Origin of the sequence: Bifidobacterium moraviense (genome assembly GCF_012932365.1) — a bacterium.
Classification (GTDB): Bacteria; Actinomycetota; Actinomycetes; order Actinomycetales; family Bifidobacteriaceae; genus Bifidobacterium; species Bifidobacterium moraviense.
This window is the reverse complement of sequence record NZ_JAAIIH010000001.1, coordinates 111,019-129,867: the sequence shown is the minus strand read 5'-3', so window position 1 is coordinate 129,867 and position 18,849 is coordinate 111,019. Positions and strand designations below refer to the sequence as shown.

17 protein-coding genes and 1 tRNA gene are annotated in these 18,849 nt (G+C 68.3%); 4 read left to right on the top strand and 14 right to left on the bottom strand.

Annotated elements, in window-relative coordinates:
- Positions 1-36: 36 nt before the first annotated feature.
- Positions 37-366: a WhiB family transcriptional regulator gene (locus G1C96_RS00580; protein ID WP_169274712.1), complete on the bottom strand. Its 330-nt coding sequence runs from the start codon at positions 364-366 to the stop codon at positions 37-39.
- Between the two features lie 230 nt (positions 367-596).
- On the opposite strand from G1C96_RS00580, the gene G1C96_RS00575 reads away from it, so the two are divergent.
- The 3 genes from G1C96_RS00575 (at position 597) to G1C96_RS00565 (ending at position 4,204) form a co-directional block, all read left to right on the top strand.
- The gene (locus tag G1C96_RS00575; protein ID WP_169274711.1) at positions 597-1,871 is read left to right on the top strand and encodes an LCP family protein; all 1,275 of its coding nucleotides are present in this window, start codon (positions 597-599) and stop codon (positions 1,869-1,871) included.
- A 123-nt stretch (positions 1,872-1,994) separates the two neighbouring features.
- Positions 1,995-3,797 carry an FtsK/SpoIIIE domain-containing protein gene (locus tag G1C96_RS00570; protein WP_169274710.1) on the top strand — a complete coding sequence of 601 codons (1,803 nt, stop codon included), beginning with the start codon at positions 1,995-1,997 and terminating at the stop codon, positions 3,795-3,797.
- 128 nt (positions 3,798-3,925) lie between these two features.
- On the top strand, positions 3,926-4,204 hold the full coding sequence (locus tag G1C96_RS00565; protein ID WP_169274709.1) for a WhiB family transcriptional regulator: 279 nt from the start codon (positions 3,926-3,928) through the stop codon (positions 4,202-4,204).
- 113 nt (positions 4,205-4,317) lie between these two features.
- Here G1C96_RS00565 and G1C96_RS00560 read toward each other — a convergent pair whose 3' ends face one another.
- Positions 4,318-5,805, bottom strand: a complete 1,488-nt coding sequence (locus G1C96_RS00560) for a sensor histidine kinase (RefSeq protein WP_169274708.1) — start codon at positions 5,803-5,805, stop codon at positions 4,318-4,320.
- 129 nt (positions 5,806-5,934) lie between these two features.
- Between G1C96_RS00560 and trhA the strand changes: the two genes are divergently transcribed.
- The gene (trhA, locus tag G1C96_RS00555) at positions 5,935-6,819 is read left to right on the top strand and encodes a PAQR family membrane homeostasis protein TrhA (protein WP_169274707.1); all 885 of its coding nucleotides are present in this window, start codon (positions 5,935-5,937) and stop codon (positions 6,817-6,819) included.
- Positions 6,820-6,946: 127 nt separating this feature from the next.
- Here trhA and G1C96_RS00550 read toward each other — a convergent pair whose 3' ends face one another.
- From G1C96_RS00550 to pth, 12 genes are all read right to left on the bottom strand, one after another.
- On the bottom strand, positions 6,947-7,429 hold the full coding sequence (locus G1C96_RS00550) for a GreA/GreB family elongation factor (RefSeq protein WP_169274706.1): 483 nt from the start codon (positions 7,427-7,429) through the stop codon (positions 6,947-6,949).
- Between the two features lie 131 nt (positions 7,430-7,560).
- Positions 7,561-7,971 (bottom strand): FKBP-type peptidyl-prolyl cis-trans isomerase, encoded by a 411-nt coding sequence (locus G1C96_RS00545; protein WP_169274705.1) that lies wholly within the window; start codon positions 7,969-7,971, stop codon positions 7,561-7,563.
- A gap of 82 nt (positions 7,972-8,053) precedes the next feature.
- Positions 8,054-8,650: a hypothetical protein gene (locus G1C96_RS00540; RefSeq protein ID WP_169274704.1), complete on the bottom strand. Its 597-nt coding sequence runs from the start codon at positions 8,648-8,650 to the stop codon at positions 8,054-8,056.
- Positions 8,651-8,770: 120 nt separating this feature from the next.
- A tRNA-Leu gene (locus G1C96_RS00535) sits at positions 8,771-8,849 on the bottom strand.
- Positions 8,850-8,942: 93 nt separating this feature from the next.
- On the bottom strand, positions 8,943-9,962 hold the full coding sequence (locus G1C96_RS00530) for a Ppx/GppA phosphatase family protein (RefSeq protein WP_169274703.1): 1,020 nt from the start codon (positions 9,960-9,962) through the stop codon (positions 8,943-8,945).
- Positions 9,959-10,570, bottom strand: a complete 612-nt coding sequence (locus tag G1C96_RS00525) for a DUF501 domain-containing protein (RefSeq protein WP_169274702.1) — start codon at positions 10,568-10,570, stop codon at positions 9,959-9,961. The genes G1C96_RS00530 and G1C96_RS00525 overlap by 4 nt, the downstream gene beginning before the upstream one ends.
- Positions 10,567-11,106, bottom strand: coding sequence for an FtsB family cell division protein (locus G1C96_RS00520; RefSeq protein ID WP_240945032.1), 540 nt, complete (start codon positions 11,104-11,106; stop codon positions 10,567-10,569). The genes G1C96_RS00525 and G1C96_RS00520 overlap by 4 nt, the downstream gene beginning before the upstream one ends.
- A gap of 84 nt (positions 11,107-11,190) precedes the next feature.
- Complete coding sequence (eno, locus tag G1C96_RS00515) at positions 11,191-12,489, bottom strand: phosphopyruvate hydratase (RefSeq protein WP_169274701.1); 1,299 nt, start codon at positions 12,487-12,489, stop codon at positions 11,191-11,193.
- A 134-nt stretch (positions 12,490-12,623) separates the two neighbouring features.
- Entirely contained in the window at positions 12,624-13,121 is a 498-nt protein-coding gene (locus tag G1C96_RS00510; protein ID WP_240945031.1) for a GNAT family N-acetyltransferase, read from the bottom strand.
- A 37-nt stretch (positions 13,122-13,158) separates the two neighbouring features.
- Positions 13,159-14,136 (bottom strand): AEC family transporter, encoded by a 978-nt coding sequence (locus G1C96_RS00505; protein ID WP_169274700.1) that lies wholly within the window; start codon positions 14,134-14,136, stop codon positions 13,159-13,161.
- Between the two features lie 491 nt (positions 14,137-14,627).
- A complete protein-coding gene (mfd, locus tag G1C96_RS00500; RefSeq protein WP_169274699.1) occupies positions 14,628-18,173 on the bottom strand; it encodes a transcription-repair coupling factor in 3,546 nt (1,181 codons plus the stop codon).
- Positions 18,163-18,762, bottom strand: coding sequence for an aminoacyl-tRNA hydrolase (gene pth, locus G1C96_RS00495; protein WP_169274698.1), 600 nt, complete (start codon positions 18,760-18,762; stop codon positions 18,163-18,165). The genes mfd and pth overlap by 11 nt, the downstream gene beginning before the upstream one ends.
- Positions 18,763-18,849 lie beyond the last annotated feature (87 nt).

The following is an 18,849-nucleotide window of genomic DNA, read 5'->3' as shown; positions in this document are numbered from 1 at the left end:
CAGCCCCGCGTACGTCGCGGCGGCCATCTTGCGCGCCTATGCGGCGCGGCCCTTGAGGCGTTCCTTCTTGTACCGGCGACGTTCGCGCTCGCTCATGCCGCCCCAGATGCCGAAGCGCTCGTCGTGCTCGATGGCCCACTGCAGGCACTGCTCCCGGACCTCGCACCGCTCGCACACGCGCTTGGCGTCACGGGTGGAGCCGCCCTTCTCGGGGAAGAACGCCTCGGGGTCGGTCTGGGCGCACAGCGCCCTGTGCTGCCACGAGAGATCGCCGTCGTCCCCGAACAGCCCCCATAGCCGAGCCAGCGCATCGTCGGAGGCGATATCGGCGGCGTCGTCGGAGGCGTCATCGAACACATTCCACATGCCGCCCTCCCATCGCCGGTCGATCGCCGGTTAGATTACACACGTGTGACTTGGGTTTTGTCAAATTTCGGACCACGTCAATACCGCGGTTCCGCGTCCCGATGTGCTACGCGGCGCGAACGCCCCGGACACCCGGTTGTGCCGTTACTGCGCAGGATTCCCCGCCCCCTTCATACGCGCGCGTCACGCTGTGTTATCAACACATGCAGAACGCAATCGCAGGAGGGAACATGACGCAACCATCGCAGCCGGGCGATCAGCAGGGCAATCCGCCGAGTTTCGTCCCCTCGGGAGCGCCGCGCCGCCAGTCCGCCGCACGCCCCCAGCCGGCACGCGCCAGCGTCCCGCCGAGCTTCTCCCCCGCTCCCGCCGCATCCCCGGCGCCGCGCGCCGTCCGTCAGGAGCGCCGCGTGGGCGGCTCGACCGGCAGGGTCCCCGCGCACGCCCTGCCGTCGGAGGGCACCGCGCACGCCGTCTCCGTCGGACCGTCCGCGTCCATGTCCCGGCAGCCCGCGGCGGGCGCCGCTGTCGCTTCCCCGTCCCGTCGCGGCGGCCCGCGCCGCCGCCGTCCGCTGCGCATCGCGCTGGCCGTACTGCTCGTCCTGGCGCTCGCGCTGGGACTGTCCGTCCTCTCCGCATGGCGCTGGGTGGACGGCCAGCTCAACCGCCAAGACATGCTCACCGGCAAGGCCAACACGCCGGCCCAGACGTGGCTCATCCTCGGGTCGGACGAGCGCGACGCCAACGACGGCACCGGCATCGTGGATCCCACCACCACCGGGTTCCGCACCGACACCATCCTCGTGCTCACCCGGCCGAAGTCCGGCCACGCCTCGCTGATCTCGATCCCCAGGGACTCCCTCGTCAAGGTCAACGGCAAGGACATGAAGATCAACGCGGCCGCGCAGGCCGGAGGATACCCCGCGCTCGTGGGGACCGTGGAATCGATCACCGGCATGAACGTGGACCACGTGGCGCTGATCCACTTCGGAGGGCTGCAGAAGGTGGTGGACGCCCTCGGCGGCGTGGACCTGTGCTACGACCGCACGGTGAACGACGAGAAGTCCGGCCTCAACTGGCAGGCGGGATGCCACACGGCGGACGGCGCCACGGCGCTCGCCTTCTCCCGCATGCGCTACTCCGACCCGAAGGGCGACTTCGGCCGCGCCGAACGCCAGCGCCAGGTCATCGGCGCCATCACGAAGAAGGCGGCGAGCGCGCAGACGCTCACCGACCTCGCGAAGGTCCGTTCGCTGGTGGAGACCGGTCTGGGCGCGCTGACGCTGGACGAGAACGCCGGCACGTGGTCGCTCGTCCAGATGGCCCTCGCCTTCCGCGACGCCTCCGGATCCGACGGCGTGAACGGCTCGGTGTACTGGACGAACGCCGACTACCGCGTCAGCGGCGTCGGGTCCTCGGTGCTGCTCGATTCGACGCGCAACACCGAGCTCTTTACGCAGTTGGCGAACGGCACGCACGCCCCGGGAACCGTCGGCGGCATGTGATCCGCGCGGAGGCGCGCCCCGCGTCCACGTTCGACCACCGTCCCGCCTCATTCGACCACGGCCCTTCGCGGTTTTGACCCGCGGGCGCATGCGACGCAGACTCGTCCCATGAAAGCCCGCCCCATGAATTCCCGGACCAGGCGCGAACGCCGCCATGACCCCGACCGCTCCGTCATGTTCTGGATGCTGATGAGCATGGCGGCACCCGCCTGCGCCCAGCTCGCGATGGCGGTGGCCATGGCGGCCGAGGGGCGCTGGACGTTCGCCGTGATGATGCTGCCCGGACTGATCGGATGCATCGCCTCGTTCATGCTCATGCGGGCGCGCAGGGTGCGGACGGACGAGCCGCGAACGACGTCCGTGACGGGCGACGACGCCGCTGGCCGCGCCGTGACGCCGATGCGGTCCCCCTCCTGGACCGACGTCATGGGATTCGGCGACGACGCGCTCTCGACGTGGAGGCGGACCGTCTCCCGCTGGCTGAGCGAACGTGAGCGCGCCGCCGTGCCGGGTCCGGTCTCGCAGCCCGCCGCCATCGGCATCGGCATCGGCGACGCGGATGCGGATGCGGACGGCATGGACGCGGGCGGGGCCTCCGCGCCCGTGGTGCGCTTCGACCTTGCCGCGCACGGCCCGCACGCGCTGGTGGCGGGCACCACCGGGTCCGGCAAGTCGGCGCTGCTGATCCAGTGGTGTCTCTCGCTCGCGGTCGCGCATCCCCCGTCCCGGTTGGTCATGGTGTTCCTCGACTTCAAGGGCGGCGCCACGTTCCGGGAGCTCGAACGACTGCCGCACGCCGTCGGATGCGTCTCCGACCTTGATCTCGACCACGCCGTACGCGCGCTGAACGCCATCGAACGCGAGCTCGAGCGCAGGGAGCGTCTGGTGGCCGAGGCGGGCGTGGGCCAGATGGACGACATGCCGGATCCGCCGGCGCGTCTGCTCGTGGTCGTGGACGAGTTCAACGCGCTGCGCGAACGTCTGCCCGACGCCGTGGGCAGGCTCACCCGGCTGGCGTCGCTCGGCCGGTCGCTGGGCATGAACCTCATCGCCTGCACGCAGCATCCCATGGGACAGGTGAACGCCGCGATGAAGGCCAACATCGCGCTGAACGTGTGTCTGCGCGTGCGCGACGCCCTCCAGTCCTCGGAGATGCTCGGCACCGGCGCGGCGGCGTCCATTCCCCCGTCCATGCCCGGCTACGGCTTCGGCTGCGACGGCGGCGAGGCCGTGCCGTTCCGCTGCGTGGGCGGCACCGACGTCGCGGCCGTGGTGGACGGGATCGTCGCCGCGGCCGCGACGTGCGAGCCGGAGCCCGTGCGGCGGCTGTTCAGCGCCCCGCTGCCTCGCACGCTGCCGCCGCCTCCGGCCGGACTCGAGCCGGAGGGCATGGCCATGCGCATCGGGATGTGGGACGACGGCGTGATGATCCGGCCGTGCGACCTGCCGTGGAGGGAGGGCGTCTCGATCATCGTCGCGGCGGGACGCTCACGGGGCAAGAGCACCGCGCTGGCCCGTCTTTCCCATGAGCTCGACCGTCTGGGGATCCCCTACGCCGAATCCCTCGACGACGTGCCGGCGTCGGCCGGCGCCGAGTCCGCCGGCCGACGCGTGCTGGTGCTCGACGACGCCGACGAGCTGCTGGACCCCTACGGCTCGGATCCACGGGCCGCGAGGCTCGCCGCGATGCTGACGTCGCGGTCGGTCACCGTCGTCGCCGCGGTGTCCTCCTGCAGGAGGCTGCCGGACGAGGACCGGTTCCCCGTGCGCATCGTCATGCCGACCGGCGACCGCGCCACGGACCTCATGGCGGGCATACCGGCGGCCGCGCTGGCGCAGCTGGGCGACGACGGTCACCGGATCGCGGGACGGGCGGTGCTGCTCGATCGGGGGTCGGCCCGCGTCGTGCAGCTGTGCCACGGGTGAGACCGCGACGGCGGACGGACCGTTGGGCCCTGGGCATGAGGGCCTTGAAAAGTCGGGCCATTCGTGCTTTGCTATCGTAAGAGCCCGGAGCGAGGGCCGGGCGTTGAACGTTGTAAGGAAGGCGACAGATGAGTAGTGCTTTTGACTGGCGAGCAAAGGCGGCTTGCCGCGACAAGGATCCCGAGCTGTTCTTCCCGGTCGGCAATACCGGCGCTGCCTATCAGCAGATCGAGGAGGCCAAGGCCGTGTGCCGCACGTGCAAGGTCATCGACGCGTGCCTGAAGTGCGCGCTCGACACCAATCAGGACTACGGCGTCTGGGGCGGTCTGAGCGAGGACGAGCGCCGCGCGCTCAAGCGCCGCGCCATGCGTGCCCGCCGTTCGCAGGCCATGCAGATGCAGGGCTGAGACGGACGATCGGACGGTGCCGGTGATGCCCGACATCGTCAGGACATACGGAGGAAGGCTCCGGGGACAATGCCCCCGGAGCCTTCCTCCGTATCGGGCCTCCGCGGAGAGCCCTACTGCTCCTGCGCCGCGCGAAGCTTCATGTCGAGGATGACGCGCGTGCCGCCTTCGCGCCGCGGCTCCCAGCGCACGGTACCGCCGAAGTCGTTGGTCACGAACGTGTTGATGATCTGCGTGCCCAGACCGGAGCCGGACGAGCGAGCCATGCCCTCGTGCGATTCGGCGTTGAGGCCGTTGCCGTCGTCCTCGACCACCACATTGAGCGTATTGCCGCCACGGCCCACCGAAATGGTCACATGGCCCTCCTTGCGGCCCTCGAAGCCATGCTCGATGGAGTTGGTCACCAGCTCGGTGAGCACGAGGCTCAGCGGCGTGGCGTCCTGCGCCGGCATCATGCCGAACTTGCCCATGAAGTTGATGTCGATGTGCTGGTCCTTGGCCACGGCAAGGTCGACGCTCAGACGCAGCAGGTTCGCGATGACCTTGTCGAAGTCGACGACCTCATCGGCGCTCTGGCTCAGACCCTCGTGCAGCACGGCGATAGTCTGGACGCGACGCTGGGCCTCCCCCAGCTCCTTCTTGACCTCCTCGTTCTTGGTGCGGCGCGCCTGCAGGCGAAGCAGCGCCGAAACGGCCTGCAGGTTGTTCTTCACGCGATGGTGGATCTCGGAGATCGTGGCATCCTTGGTCTGCAGCTCCTTCTCGCGGCGACGCAGCTCGGTGACATCGCGGCACAGCACGATGCCGCCCACGCGTCCCTTCGCGTCGTACAGCGGCAGCGAGCGCAGCGACACGGCGGAGCGGTTGGCGTTGAGCTCGGAGTCGACCGGCGCCTTGGCGGTGAGCACGAGCGGCAGCGTCTCGGGCACCGGATCGTTCTGGTGCAGCAGCGCCGTGCCGATCTCGGACAGGTACTGTCCCTGCATCACCTGGACCGAGCCGAGGCGGCGGAAGCAGCTGATGGCGTTCGGCGACGCGTAGCGCACGATGCCGTCGGCGTTGAGGATGATGAAGCCATCCGCCACGCGCGCGTTGTGGCGCTGGTTGAGCACCGAGTCCTTGTAGGGGAACTGGCCGCGGGGGATCATCTCGAACAGCTGCTTGCCTGCCTTGATGCTCTCGGACTCGTAGCGCCCGTTGGATTCGCGCGTCGCCATGTTGGTCTCGCGCACCACCAGTCCCAGCGTCTTGCCGTTGTGGCGCACGGGGGCGTACACGTCGCAGATGGTGTTGCGGCCCTGGGTGCGCAGGCGGGTGGAGCGGAACACGCCCTCCGAGCGCATGGCCTGGTCGAGCTCGGGGACCGATTCGTCCGGCGCGCCGCGTCCCACCACGTCGTCGAAGCGCAGCGACATCACGGTGGAGGGGCGGCACTGCTCGGCCACCACGTAGTTGCCGTCTCCGTCCTGCAGCAGCAGCATGAGGTCGGCGAAGCTCAGGTCCGCGATCACCTGCCAGTCCCCCACGAGATGGTGCAGCCATTCGCGGTCGTCGTCGGTCAGATCGGGTCGTGTCGCAAGGATGTGCGTGAAATCAGCCATGGTCCATAGTGTAGGTGACGGCCCGTATCGGCGGCGACGCCGCGGATTCCGGCGGGTCTCCGCTTCACTGCGGCGCGAAGTTACGCTATCGTAGGTTACGCAGGCGTAGGTTTGAGTGATGGGAGCGGCATGGCGACACGCAGCACGGCCGAGATCGAAGCGAAACGGCAGGCCGTCATCAGGGCCCGCGAGGAGCATCTGCAGGCCAAGGCGGACGCGGTGCGCGTGGGCGCGCAGGCGAAGGCCGAATCGATCCGGCTCAGGGCCGAGGAGAAGGCCAGCAGGGTCATCGCCAAGGCGGAGGCGCGCGCGGCGCGCATCGAGGGCATCGCCCCGGCCGAAGTGGAGCGCAAGGTGCGTCTCGACGTGCACGGACGCCCCAAGCCGCTGCTGCGCGGATGGATCCACGCCGTCGCCGCGCCGCTGTCCCTCGCCGCGGGCATCGTGCTCATCTGCCTCGCGCCCTTCGCCTCGCTCAAGTGGGCGTGCGCGGTGTTCATGACCTGCTCGCTGGTGCTGTTCGGCAACTCAGCCGCCTATCATCTGGGCGACTGGAGCCCCCGCGTCACGGACGTGCTGCGCCGCATCGACCACATGAACATCTTCCTGCTCATCGCGGGCACGTACACGCCGGTCTCGTTCGCGCTGCAGCCGTTCTGGCGCAACCTCATCGTCGGGGGCATGTGGGCGTGCACCGCCGTGGCGCTCGTCATCCACGTCATCTGGATCAACGCGCCGCGCTGGCTGTACACCCTCACGTACGTCGTGTTCGGCGTCTCCGGCGTGGCCTTCATGAGCCTGTTCTGGGTCTCCCCCGCGGCGGGGCCCGCCGTGGTGATCCTGCTGGCGTCCGGAGGCGCCTGCTACATCGCCGGCGCGATCGTCTACGCACTGCGCAGGCCGGACCCGTGGCCGCGCGTCTTCGGGTTCCACGAGATCTTCCATGTGGGCACCGTGGCCGGGTACGCGTGCCACATGGTGGCGATCTACATGGTGATCGTGCACCTGTGGTGACGCGGGGCCGTGGACGCACGGCGGCACGGCCCCGGATGCCCCCGTGCGTATGCGAATGGCGGACGACTCCGAAACGGGGTCGTCCGCCATTCGCATACGTACGGGGCCGTCACGGCCGCTGCGGCGCTCAGGCCTCCAGCGGCTTGGCCTCCTTGATCGTCACGGTGATCTCACGGCCGTTGGGCGCCTTGTAGGACACCTCGTCGCCCGCGTGCGCGCCGGTGATGGCGGCGCCGATCGGCGACTCCGGGCTGATGACCTCATGTTCGGTGGCCACGGCGATGTCGCGCGAGCCGAGCACGTAGGTCTTCTCGCGTCCGGCGAGCACGATGGTGACCACGGAGCCGTTGCCCACGGTGCCGGCCTTGGGGGCCTGCATGATCTTGGCGTTGCGCAGCTTGACGGTCAGCTCGTTGATGCGGCCCTCGTTCTTGCTCTGTGCCTCACGCGCGGCCTGATAGCCGCCGTTCTCGGACAAGTCGCCCTCGGCGCGCGCCGCCGCGATGCGCTCGGTGATCTCGTCGCGGTACTCGCCCTCGCGCCATGCGAGCTCCTGCTTGAGCTTGTCGTAGGCTTCCTGCGTGAGCAGGACGATCTTTTCCTCTGCCATATGCGTTCCCTTCGATGTACGGATGATGCACGGATGTACGCGGATGCCGGATGACGCGACGGCGCGACGCCCCGCGCCATCGCAAAAGGCGCCGGACGCGTACGTTCCGGCGCCTGACGACGTGATGGGTCTCAGCGGGTGGAGATGATGTCGATCACGAAGACCAGCGTGTCGTCGCCGCCGATGCCGGCCTGCGGCACGCCGCGCGAGCCGTAGCCGTACTCCGGCGGAATGGACACCACCAGACGCGAGCCGACGTTGTGGCCGGGCACCGTCTGGTCCCAGCCCCTGATGACCTGGCCCACGCCGATGCCGAAGCTGGCCGGCTGATGGCGCTCGAAGCTCGAATCGAACGGCTTGTCGCCGCCCCACACCACGCCGTGGTAGTTCACGGTCACGGTGTCGCCGCGGCGGACCATGGGGCCGTCGCCCTCCACCAGCTCGACGGCCTTGAGACCGGCCGGAGCGGCGTCGGACGGGAATTCGATGACGGGGGTGGCGCCGAACTCGGCGTTCACCTGAGGCATGTTCGTTTCAGCCATTGATGTCTCCTTGCTGATGTCAGTATCGCCCCAGCCTAGCCGCCGACGGCGATTTCTTCAAGCGATGTCCCGCCGCGCCGAATCAGTACAGCACGCCGTACATGCGCGTCAGATAGAAGACGCCCAACGCCGCGGCCGCGAGGGTCAGCGCGCCGATCGCGAACACCGCGCCGCGCCGGCGGGCGAGCCTCGGATGCGCGAGCTTCGCCAGGAAGAACGCCACGAATCCGATGACCGCGCAGTTGAAGCCCGCGGCCACCGTCTGCGCCGTCGTCATCGCGGCGAGTCCCTGCGGCTGCGCGAAGGAGTCGACCATCGCGGGCAGCACGAACACGCCCCACGCGCCGAATCCGAACAGTCCCACTCCCCCGTACACGAACGGCAGCGCCCTGGCGTCGCGCACCCCGTGCGACAGCGACTGCGCGGCCCACAGCAGCGCGAACCCCACGACGTACGTGTACGCCACGGCCAGCAGACAGGCGACCATCGCCCACGGCACCACCGCCAGATGCGCCATCGACGCGTACACGGGCGCGCAGACGAACTCGCCCACGCAGGCGACGGCGGCGGCCGTCACGCCCTGCACCAGCAGACTGGGCAGACCGCCCGGGATCTCGTCGTCCGTCACGCCGCCTGCACGCCGGTCTTGTTCGCTGTTTGCGGATGTTCTGGCGGACATGCCTGCCTCTCCTTGCCTCGCAATCGCCGGACCCTGCGCCCCGCGCTAGCCGCCCAGTATAGAAACGCCGTGTAAACCACAGACGTCGAAGTCCGGCGTTCGACGTCCGATGTGGAACGGTGCCCCCGGCGGGACTCGAACCCGCATGCCGAAGCGATGGATTTTAAGTCCACTGCGTCTACCATTCCGCCACGGGGGCCTGAGGCGCGTTCCCGGCGGATTCCGCGGAACCGCGGGGACGCGCATCATGCACTTGGCAAGTATGCCACGAACGCGGCGGAACCGCGCGCGGCTACGCCTGCGAGGCGAGCAGCCGACGGCCGTAGTCGAGCACGATGCCGTCGAGCAGCCCATGCTCGCTGGCCACGTACGAGTCGATGACCGTACGGCCCTGCGCGCGGTTGGCGGCGTCGGCCACCCTGGCGAGCACGCGGTTCCAGACCAGCGCGCCGCCGCCGACCACGTCGATGCGGCCGGGGTGGATGGTCCGGTAGGTGCGGCGCTCCTCGCGCGTCATGCGGGTGAAGCGGTCGTCGACGCGCGTGATCTCCTCGATGGACACGCGGCGGCCGTCCACGGCCGTGTGGTCGTACTCCGGCAGCCCCATGAGCAGGGCCGTCATGGTGGTGACGGTGCCGGAGACGCCGATGATCGTGCCGGTGCGCTCGGCGGGGACGGTGCGGAACGCCTCGTCGATGTGCTCGTCGATGTCCGCGACCGCCTCGGCGATCTGCTCCTCGGTGGGCGGATCGTCCGGCAGATGGCGTTCGGTCATGCGCACGGAGCCGATGTTCATGGAGAACGCGTGGGTCACCTCGTCGGCGGGCGTCTCCACGCCGTCGCCGCCCAGCACGAGCTCGGTGGAGCCGCCGCCCAGATCGACCACCAGATACGGCGGAGCCGGCATGACGCCGTCCTGTTCGGGACCGAGCACGCTGGTGGCGCCCAGGAAGCTCAGACGTGCCTCCTCGGTGCCGGGAATGACCTCGGGGCGCACGCCGAGGATGCGCTCGATGCCGTCCTCGAACTCCTCGCGGTTGGCGGCGTCGCGCGTGGCGGACGTGGCCACGAAGCGCAGCCCGTCCACGTGGTGCTCCTCCAGCAGCGCGGCGAATTCGCGCGCGGCGGCGTAGGCGCGTTCCAGCGCCTCGTTGGCGAAGCGATGGGTCTTGTCCACGTCCTGTCCGAGGCGGATGACGCGCAGCACGCGCGGCAGCACGTCCACGTAGCCGCGCTCGTCCACGCGGGAGATCTTCAGTCGAATGGAGTTGGTGCCGCAGTCGATGCCCGCGACGGTCACGGATCCGCTCATCGCGTCTTCCCTTCCCTGTTCTCGTCGGTCGCCGCGCCGTCGTCCGCCGTGCGCCCGCAGCGGCACACCGCGGGGTCGAACTCGTGGCGGATGCGCTCGAGCACCATGTCGCCCACCAGATTGACGCCGGGCCCCATCACCAGGGACTGCGCCACCAGGGCGTGCAGGCACTTGACGCGCACCGGCATGCCGCCCGCACTGATGCCCTCGATGTGGCTCTCATCGTCGCCGAGCGCCGTGGCGAGCGCATGGCGGAAGCCCAGATACATCTCGTGGGCCCGCTCGTAGGCGGCCTTCGCGTCGGCGTCATGCTCCACGAGATCGGTGTATTCGGGCATGTGTCCCTCCGCCTCAACGTGGGAGACGGCCTTGACCACCTCGGGACCGGTCAGGTAGCAGGACGTGGGGAACGGGATGCCGCCGGGCAGCATCGGGCGGGTGACCACCGCGAGCGGGTTGCCGCATACGCAGCGCGCGCCCACGGCCACCATGCCGCGCGGGTAGCGTCCGAGCTGCGACTGGACGGTGGCGATGTCGCCGTCGTCGGCGCCCTCGGCGATGAGCCTTGCGGCCAGATCGGTGACGAACGCGGTGTCGGTAGGTGTCATTGCTGGTTGTCCTTGGATGATTCGGTGGGCTGTGTGGTCTGTTCCGGCGATGCCGCGTCGCTCGGGGACGCCTCGGCCGAGGCGCTCTGGTCGGGCAGCTGCGCCGGGTCGTCCTGCTGGTCCGCCTGTTCGAAGGCGTAGGCGAGCTCCTTGTACCACGGCAGCGGGTCGCTGCCGTGCGTGGTCTCGGTGGTCTGCGCGGAGTCGTCGCTCTGCCCGGTCACGGCCTCGGGGTGCAGCACGCGGATGGCCTGCTCGCCGGGGAAGACGAATCCGAGGCGTTCGCGCGCCTGCGCGGCCACGTACTCGTTGTCGGACCATCGGGCGATGTCGTTCTGCAGGTCCTGGTTCTTCTCCTTCAGGGATGCCTCGGTCTTGCGCAGCGAGTTGAGTTCGGCCAGATTCACCGCGTAGGTGTGGAAGGTCGACACCAGTTGGATCGTGCCGACGACCACGAGGATGATCGAGACGAAGAACGCGATCGGTCCCGAAGGGATGCGCGAGGGAAGCGATTTCCGGGAAGTTGCCATGGTCATGAAAATACCCGCCGCATGCGACGAAGGCGATGCGGCGGGTATGCGCTATGCGCCGGACCGGTCACGGTCTGACGCTATGCGGGCTCACTTGGCCAGGTACTTCTTGCAGGCCTTGAAGGCGCTGTAGCCGGCGTACTGAGCGGTGGAGCCGAGCTCCTCCTCGATCTCCAGCAGGCGGTTGTACTTGGCGACGCGCTCGCCACGGGCCGGGGCACCGGTCTTGATCTGACGGGTGTTCTTGGCGACGGCCAGATCGGAGATGGTGGTGTCCGGGGTCTCGCCGGAGCGGTGGGAGACCATGGAGGTGTAGCCGGCGGAGGTGGCCAGCTCGATGGCGTCGAGGGTCTCGGTGACGGAACCGATCTGGTTCAGCTTGACCAGCAGGGAGTTGGCGGCGCCCAGATCGATGGCCTTCTGCAGACGGGCCGGGTTGGTGACCAGCAGATCGTCGCCGACGAACTGCAGACGATCGCCGAGGCGGGCGGTGATGGCGGCCCAGTCCTCCCAGCCTTCCTCGTTGAACGGGTCCTCGATGGAGACGATCGGGTACTCGTTGATGAGGTTCTCGTAGTAGTCGAGCATGTAGGCGGAGTCGCGCTCCTCGCCGTCGAAGCGGTACTTGCCGGTCTCCTTGTTGTAGAACTCGGAGGAGGCGACGTCGAGGCAGATGCCGATCTGCTTGCCGGGCTCGTAGCCGGCGGCGGAGATGGCGTCCATGATGTACTTCAGGGAGTCCTCGTTGGACTTCATCTTCGGAGCGAAGCCGCCCTCGTCGCCGAGGCCGGTGTTCAGGCCTTCCTTCTTGAGGACGTTCTTCAGGGTGTGGTAGACCTCGACGCCGGCGCGCAGGGCCTCGGAGTAGGTGTCGAAGCCGTACGGGGAGATCATGTACTCCTGGATGTCGGTGGCGAAGTCGGCGTGGGCGCCGCCGTTCATGATGTTCATGTTCGGGACCGGCAGGATGTGGCCGTTGGTGCCGCCGATGTAGCGGTACAGCGGCAGGCCGGCGGACTCGGCGGAGGCGTACAGGGCGGCGAGGGAGACGCCGAGGATGGCGTTGGCGCCCAGCTTGCCCTTGTTCGGGGTGCCGTCGAGCTCGATCATCAGGTCGTCGAGGGCGCGCTGGTCGGCGGCGTCCATGCCGATGATCTTCGGAGCGATGACCTCGTTCACGGCCTTGACGGCGTTCAGCACGCCCTTGCCGCCGTAGACGGACTTGTCGCCGTCACGACGCTCCCAGGCCTCGGCTTCGCCGGTGGAGGCGCCGGACGGGACCAGGCCCTTGCCCTGAGCGCCGTCTTCGGTCTCGAGGTAGACCTCAACGGTCGGGTTGCCGCGGGAATCGAGAATCTGACGCGCGTACACGCTTTCAATAGCTGCCACAACTGCTCCTTACAAACTGTATGTTGTGCTAACGGAACCTAGGATAATGCGTTTGTTGGACGAGGGAAGGGGGTTTCCTGACGTTTCGACCGTGAGCGTTCACCTCGTGGACGCTCCGGACGTCCTTCCGGCCCTCAGAGCACCTGCTCCATGCCGATGCGGTAGGGCTTCAGCCCCATCGCCTCGTAGAACGCCTGCGCGCCCGGATTGCACGACCACACGTTGAGCGTCACGTTGTGGCACCCGGTTCCGCGGGCGAAACCGAGCACGTGGCGGTACACGGCGGAACCGACGCCGAGCCCGCGCGCCGCCTCGTCCACGCAGATGTCGTCGACGTACAGCGTGACGACGTCGGTGAGCACGTGGCTGTCCGCGTGGCGCTGGAACACGCAGAACGCGTAGCCGTAGAGCGTGGCGTCGTCCTCGGCGAAGGCGCCGAACACCGGAGTCTCGTCGTCGGCGACGATGGAGGCGAGCTCAGCGTCCGTGTACTTCACGGCGTTCGCCCGGAACAGGTCGGGACGACCGGCGTGGTGCACGTCGGCCACCTGCCGCAGCAGGCGGTGCAGTTCGGGGATGTCGCGCCCCTCGGCGCGGCGGATGTGCATGGCGGGCGTCGTGTCTTGTGTCATGGACCACAAGTGTAGGCGCCGCGCGGCGGTCGTCGGCTCACATGATCACGGACGACACCACGGCCAGCGAGACGAGCGAGAACAGCGTGCTCACCAGCACGAAGCCGGTGGCGTATTCGGGCATGTTGCCGCGCCGGCCGCAGAACATCGCGATCGTGGTCATCGTGGGCAGTCCCGCGATCATCGCGATCATGACCGTCATGTCGTGCGTGACGGGCAGCACGCCCGCCAGCGGCGTCATGGTCAGCAGCGCGTACAGGCCGATCGGGAACAGGATCATCTTGGCCGTCAGCCCCACGTAGAGCTCGTAGCGCCTCAGAACGCTCCACCAGCGCGTGGTGGCGAACAGGCCGCCCAGGTAGATGAGCGACATCGGCGTGGCCATCGCGCCGATCGTGTGCAGCGGCGACAGCACGAGCTCCGGGACGCGCACGCCCATGAGGATCAGCGCCAGCGCGAGCATGATGCCGATGAACGCGGGGTTGACGAACCGGCGCAGCAGTCCGGCGGCGCGCATGCCGACCGACGGGCGGACGGACGATGCGGCTGCGCCGCGGATCGGCTCGCACAGGTACACGCCGTACGTCCACAGGATCGACTGGTCGACGATCGACATGAGCGCCACGTAGATCGCGCCATGGCCGGGGAACAGCGCCATGATGAGCGGAATGCCGAGGAACCCGGCGTTGCCGAAGATCAACGCCGCCTGGAAGATGCGCCCGCGCTCCCCCTTCAGCCGCAGCGCCCACGCCAGCGCGAAGAACACGAGCGCAAGCAGCGCGTACATGAGCGCGGTCAGCAGCATCACGCCCCAGTTGGCGGCGAGGTCGGCACGCGTGGCGCCGTCCATGGCGTTGGCGAAGACCAGCACGGGGATGAGCACGTTGAGCAGCAGCGCGCACATGCCGTTGAGCGCCACGGTGCCGTACAGCTTGAGGCGCACGCAGCCGTAGCCGACCATGAGCATGATGAGGAATCCGACGAGCTGGCCCACCACGATGCCGAACTGTCCCATGCGTTCCTTCCTTTCCGGGGCGTGGTCCGGCGGTCACCGGATGCCGGCCACGCGTTCGACGTAATCTCTAGAAGCCACGGCGGACTTTTCGTCGCTTGCACAAGGATCCTTCGACTCGCTTCGCTCGCTCAGGATGACCGAGTGGAACGGGCATGCCCAGTCAGCCCGTCAAGCGCAGCTCAAAAACCCTGTTCCTCGTCATCCTGAGCGAAGCGACGGACACCTCCCCGTCATCCTGAGCGAAGCCCGAAGGGCGGAGTCGAAGGATCTCCGCCACTGACCGACGAACTGGTCCAAGGATCCTTCGACTCGCTTCGCTCGCTCAGGATGACCGGAGGAAAACCAGCTCGCTCAGGATGACCGGAGGAAACCGGAACACTCAGGATGACCGGAGGAAAGCCGACGCGCTCAGGACAGCCGGGGAACGGCCCGTCTCAGGACACCCAGACCGCGGAGAGGAAAGCATGCGCCGGGACGACATGCGGGTTCCCCTACCTGTGCGTCTGCGGTTTCCACGCGAGGTCGTTGAGCAGATCGCTGGTCCAGTCCATCACCTGTTCGCCGCTCATCGGACCGGAGCCGAGCGAGCCGGCGAACGGCGTGGGAATGAGATACGTGTGCGTGACGGGACGGTACTGCGCGCCCTTGTAGATGCGGTTGATGCGCATCTGCATGGATTCGGGCGGATCGATCTTCGCAATGCGCACGTTCCTGCCCTGCGCGATGATCTCGCTGATGCCGAGCGCACGCGCCTTGGCGCGCAGCCGCGCCACGCCGAACAGCGTCTCGAACTCCTCGGGCAGCTTGCCGTAGCGGTCCGTGAGCTCCTCGGCAAGATCCCTGAGATCGTCCTCAGTACGCGCGGCGGCGAGCTTGCGGTACGCCTCCAGACGCAGCTTGTCGGAGTCGATGTAGTCCACGGGAATCGACGCCTCGACGGGCAGGTCGATGCTCACGGCCACCGGCTCGGTGCGCTCCGGCTCCTTGTACTGCTCCACGGCCTCGGACACCATGCGGATGTACAGGTCGAAGCCCACGCCCTCGATGTGCCCGGACTGCTCGTCGCCCAGCAGGTTGCCGGTGCCGCGCAGCTCCAGGTCCTTCATGGCCACGTCGAAGCCGGAGCCGAGCGCCGTGTTCTGCGCGATCGTCGCCAGACGGTCATGCGACTGCTGGGTCATCGGCTTGCTCGGATCGTACAGGAAGTACGCGTACGCGCGCTCGCGGCCGCGGCCCACGCGTCCGCGCAGCTGGTGCAGCTGCGAGAGGCCGAACCGGTCCGCGTGGTCCACGATCAGCGTGTTCGCGTTCGAGATATCCAGTCCCGTTTCGATGATCGTCGTGCACACGAGCACGTCGATGTCGCGATGCCAGAAGTCGCGGATGATCTGGTCAAGCTGCTTCTCGCCCATCTTGCCGTGCGCGATGCCGACCTTCGCTTCGGGCACGAGCTCGTGGATCTTCGCGGCGATGCGCGCAATGTCCTGCACGCGGTTGTGCACGTAGAACACCTGCCCGCCGCGCAGCAGCTCGCGCCGCACGGCCGCCGTGACCTGCGCATCCTCGTAGGCGCCCACGTAGGTGAGCACGGGCAGGCGGTCCTCGGGCGGCGTGGCGAGCGTGGACATCTCGCGGATGCCGGTGACGGCCATCTCCAGCGTGCGCGGGATGGGCGTGGCGGACAGGCTCAGCACGTCCACGTTGGTCCTCAGGGCCTTGAGCGTCTCCTTGTGCTCGACGCCGAAGCGCTGCTCCTCGTCGATGATGACGAGGCCGAGGTCCTTGAACTTGATCTTCGGGTTGAGCAGCTTGTGCGTGCCGATGACCACGTCCACGGTGCCGGCCTCGAGCCCCTCGATCGTCTCGTTGATCTCCTTGGCGGTCTGAAAGCGGCTCATGGCGGCCACGTTGACGGGGAAGCCCTCGTAGCGTTCGGTGAACGTCTCGTAGTGCTGCTGCACGAGCAGCGTGGTGGGCACGAGCACGGCCACCTGCTTGCCGTCCTGCACGGCCTTGAACGCGGCGCGCACGGCGATCTCGGTCTTGCCGAAGCCCACGTCGCCGCAGATCAGGCGGTCCATGGGCACCGGCTTCTCCATGTCGGCCTTGACCTCGTCGATGGTGGTGAGCTGGTCGGCGGTCTCCTGATACGGGAACGCGTCCTCCAATTCCTTCTGCCACGGGGTGTCGGGGCTGAACGCGAAGCCGGCGGTGCGCTGGCGCGCCGAGTACAGCCTGACCAGATCCTCGGCGATCTCGTGCACGTGCTTGCGCGCCTTGGCCTTGGTGGCCGCCCAGTCGGAGCCGCCCAGCTTGTTGAGCTTGGGCACTTCGGCGCCGATGTACTTGCTCACCTGGTCGAGCTGGTCGGTGGGGATGAACAGCTTGTCGGCGGGGGCGCCGCGCTTGCTGGGCGCGTATTCGATGATGAGGTACTCGCGCGTGGTCTGGTTGGCGCCGGTGCCGATGGTGCGCTGGCGCATGCCGACGAAGCGGCCGATGCCGTGCTGCTCGTGCACGACGAAGTCGCCGGGCTTGAGCTCCATGAGGTCGATGGCCTTGCGGCGGCGCTTGGGCGTCTTGGCCACGCCCGCGGCGGACGTGCGGCCCGTCAGGTCGCGTTCGGTGAGCAGGGCCACCTTCGCGGCGCTGTCGACGAAGCCGTCGATCGCGCGCGAGCGGATCGGCTCGACCGAGGCGATGCCGGTCTCGTGGATGGCGCGCACGAGCCTGGTCAGCGTGCCCTGCGCGGCGGCGGTGACGGCCACCTCGTAGCCCTGGTCGATAAGCCCTTCGATGCCGGCGTGGGCCTTGTCCTCGCTGCCGCGGAACGATTCAGGTGCCGTGGCGGCGACCTGCACGTGCCCTTCGCGCGACTCGTCGACGCCGAAGCTGGTGAGCTTCCACACGTCATGCTCGCTGAACGCGAGCGACGACATGGTCTCGCCGTAGTCGAGGAAGCTGGCCTCGTCGAAGCTGATCGGCGCGCCGGCGCCATGCCCGGATGCGGCCACGTGCCAGCTGGCGGCGAGGAACTCGTTGGCGGTCTTGGCCAGATCCTCGGCGGACCGGCGCAGCTTCTCCGGGTCGGACAGCATCACCACGGCATGCTTCGGCAGCATGGACGCGACCGGCTCCAGATGGTCCACGAGCGCGGGCAGCAGCGACTCCATGCCTTCCACGGGGATCGCGTTGGCGATGGATTCGAGCATGTCCTCGGCGTTGGGGATGGATCCGATGAGCGCCTTGGCGCGATTGCGGATCGCCTCGGTGAGCTGCAGCTCGCGGCAGGGCGTGGCCCAGATGGTCTTGAGTCCCTCGCCGTACGTGCGCTGGTCGGAGGCGTGGAACTCGCGGATGGAGTCGATCTCGTCGCCGAAGAACTCGATGCGCACCGGGTGCGGCGCAGTGGGCGGGAACACGTCGAGGATGCCGCCGCGCACGGCGAACTCGCCGCGGTCCATGACGAGGTCGGCGCGCGTGTACGCGTTCTCCACGAGACGCCGGCCCGCTTCGTCGAGCGGCAGCTCCTCCCCCACGGTGAACACGAGCGGATCGACGTCGCCGAGGCCTTCGACGACCGGCTGGATGAGCGAGCGGATCGGCATGACGAGCACGCGGATCGGCCCGAACATCGGGTTGCCGGCATCCGGGTGCTTCAGGCGGCGGAATACGGCCATGCGGCTGGCGACCGTGTCGGACCGGGGGCTCAGACGCTCGTGCGGCAGCGTTTCCCACGCCTCCAGCTGGGCGATGTCGTTCGGAGCGCCGTCGTACCAGGAGCGCAGCGCGTCCACGGTCTCCTCGGCTTCGCGGCCGGATGCGACCACGAGCACCACGGGCGCACGTCTGGCCGTGGCGGCGGCGAGCGCCGGACGCAGGCCGTCGGGAATGCCGATGGTCAGCGTGGGGTCCACGTCGGATTCGGGCACGTCGATGCGGCCTTTGGCGAGCGCCTCGAAGTTCGCGTCGCGTCTGAGCGCGTCGAGCACGCCGACGAGCGAGCCGTGGGATGCGATCGTCGCGTCAGCGGCCATTGAAGTGCTCCTGCGTCTTGGCGAGGCCGTCGAAGATGATCATCTCGGCCGCGTCGGCGCCGTCCATCAGGAAGTCCGGCAGCTGCCTGCGCTGGTCGGGGCCGAAGCCGCCGAGCACCCAGTTGACGGTGTTGTCGTGCGCGTGCGGGCCGCGGGCCGCGTGGCCGACGCCCATGCGCACGCGGGCGTACTTGGGCGTGCCGAGCGAACGGTCGATGGACTTGATGCCGTTGTGGCCGCCTGCGGAGCCGCCCGCCTTGACCTTGATGCGGCCGAAGTCGAGGTCCATGTCGTCGTGGATCACCACGATGTGGTCCGGCTGGATCTGGTAGTACGCGCTGATGGAGGCGACGGCGTTGCCGGAGTCGTTCATGTAGGTGAGCGGCTTGGCGAGGAAGAACTTCACGTTGCGGCCCTGCAGGTTCATGACGCCCTTGCCGAGCTTGGCGAGACCCTTGTGGTCGGCGAAGGCGACGGACCAGCGCTCCGCAAGCACGTCCGCCGTCATGAATCCCATGTTGTGGCGCGTGTTCTCATACTTCGCGCCCGGGTTGCCCAGTCCCACGATCAGCCAGAAATCCGATGCCATGTGCGTCCTCTCCCTCATCCGTGCCCTCGTCGATCGGGGCGTCAAACCGAGGAGATTCTACCCGGACGGCCTGATCTTCCCCTGTCT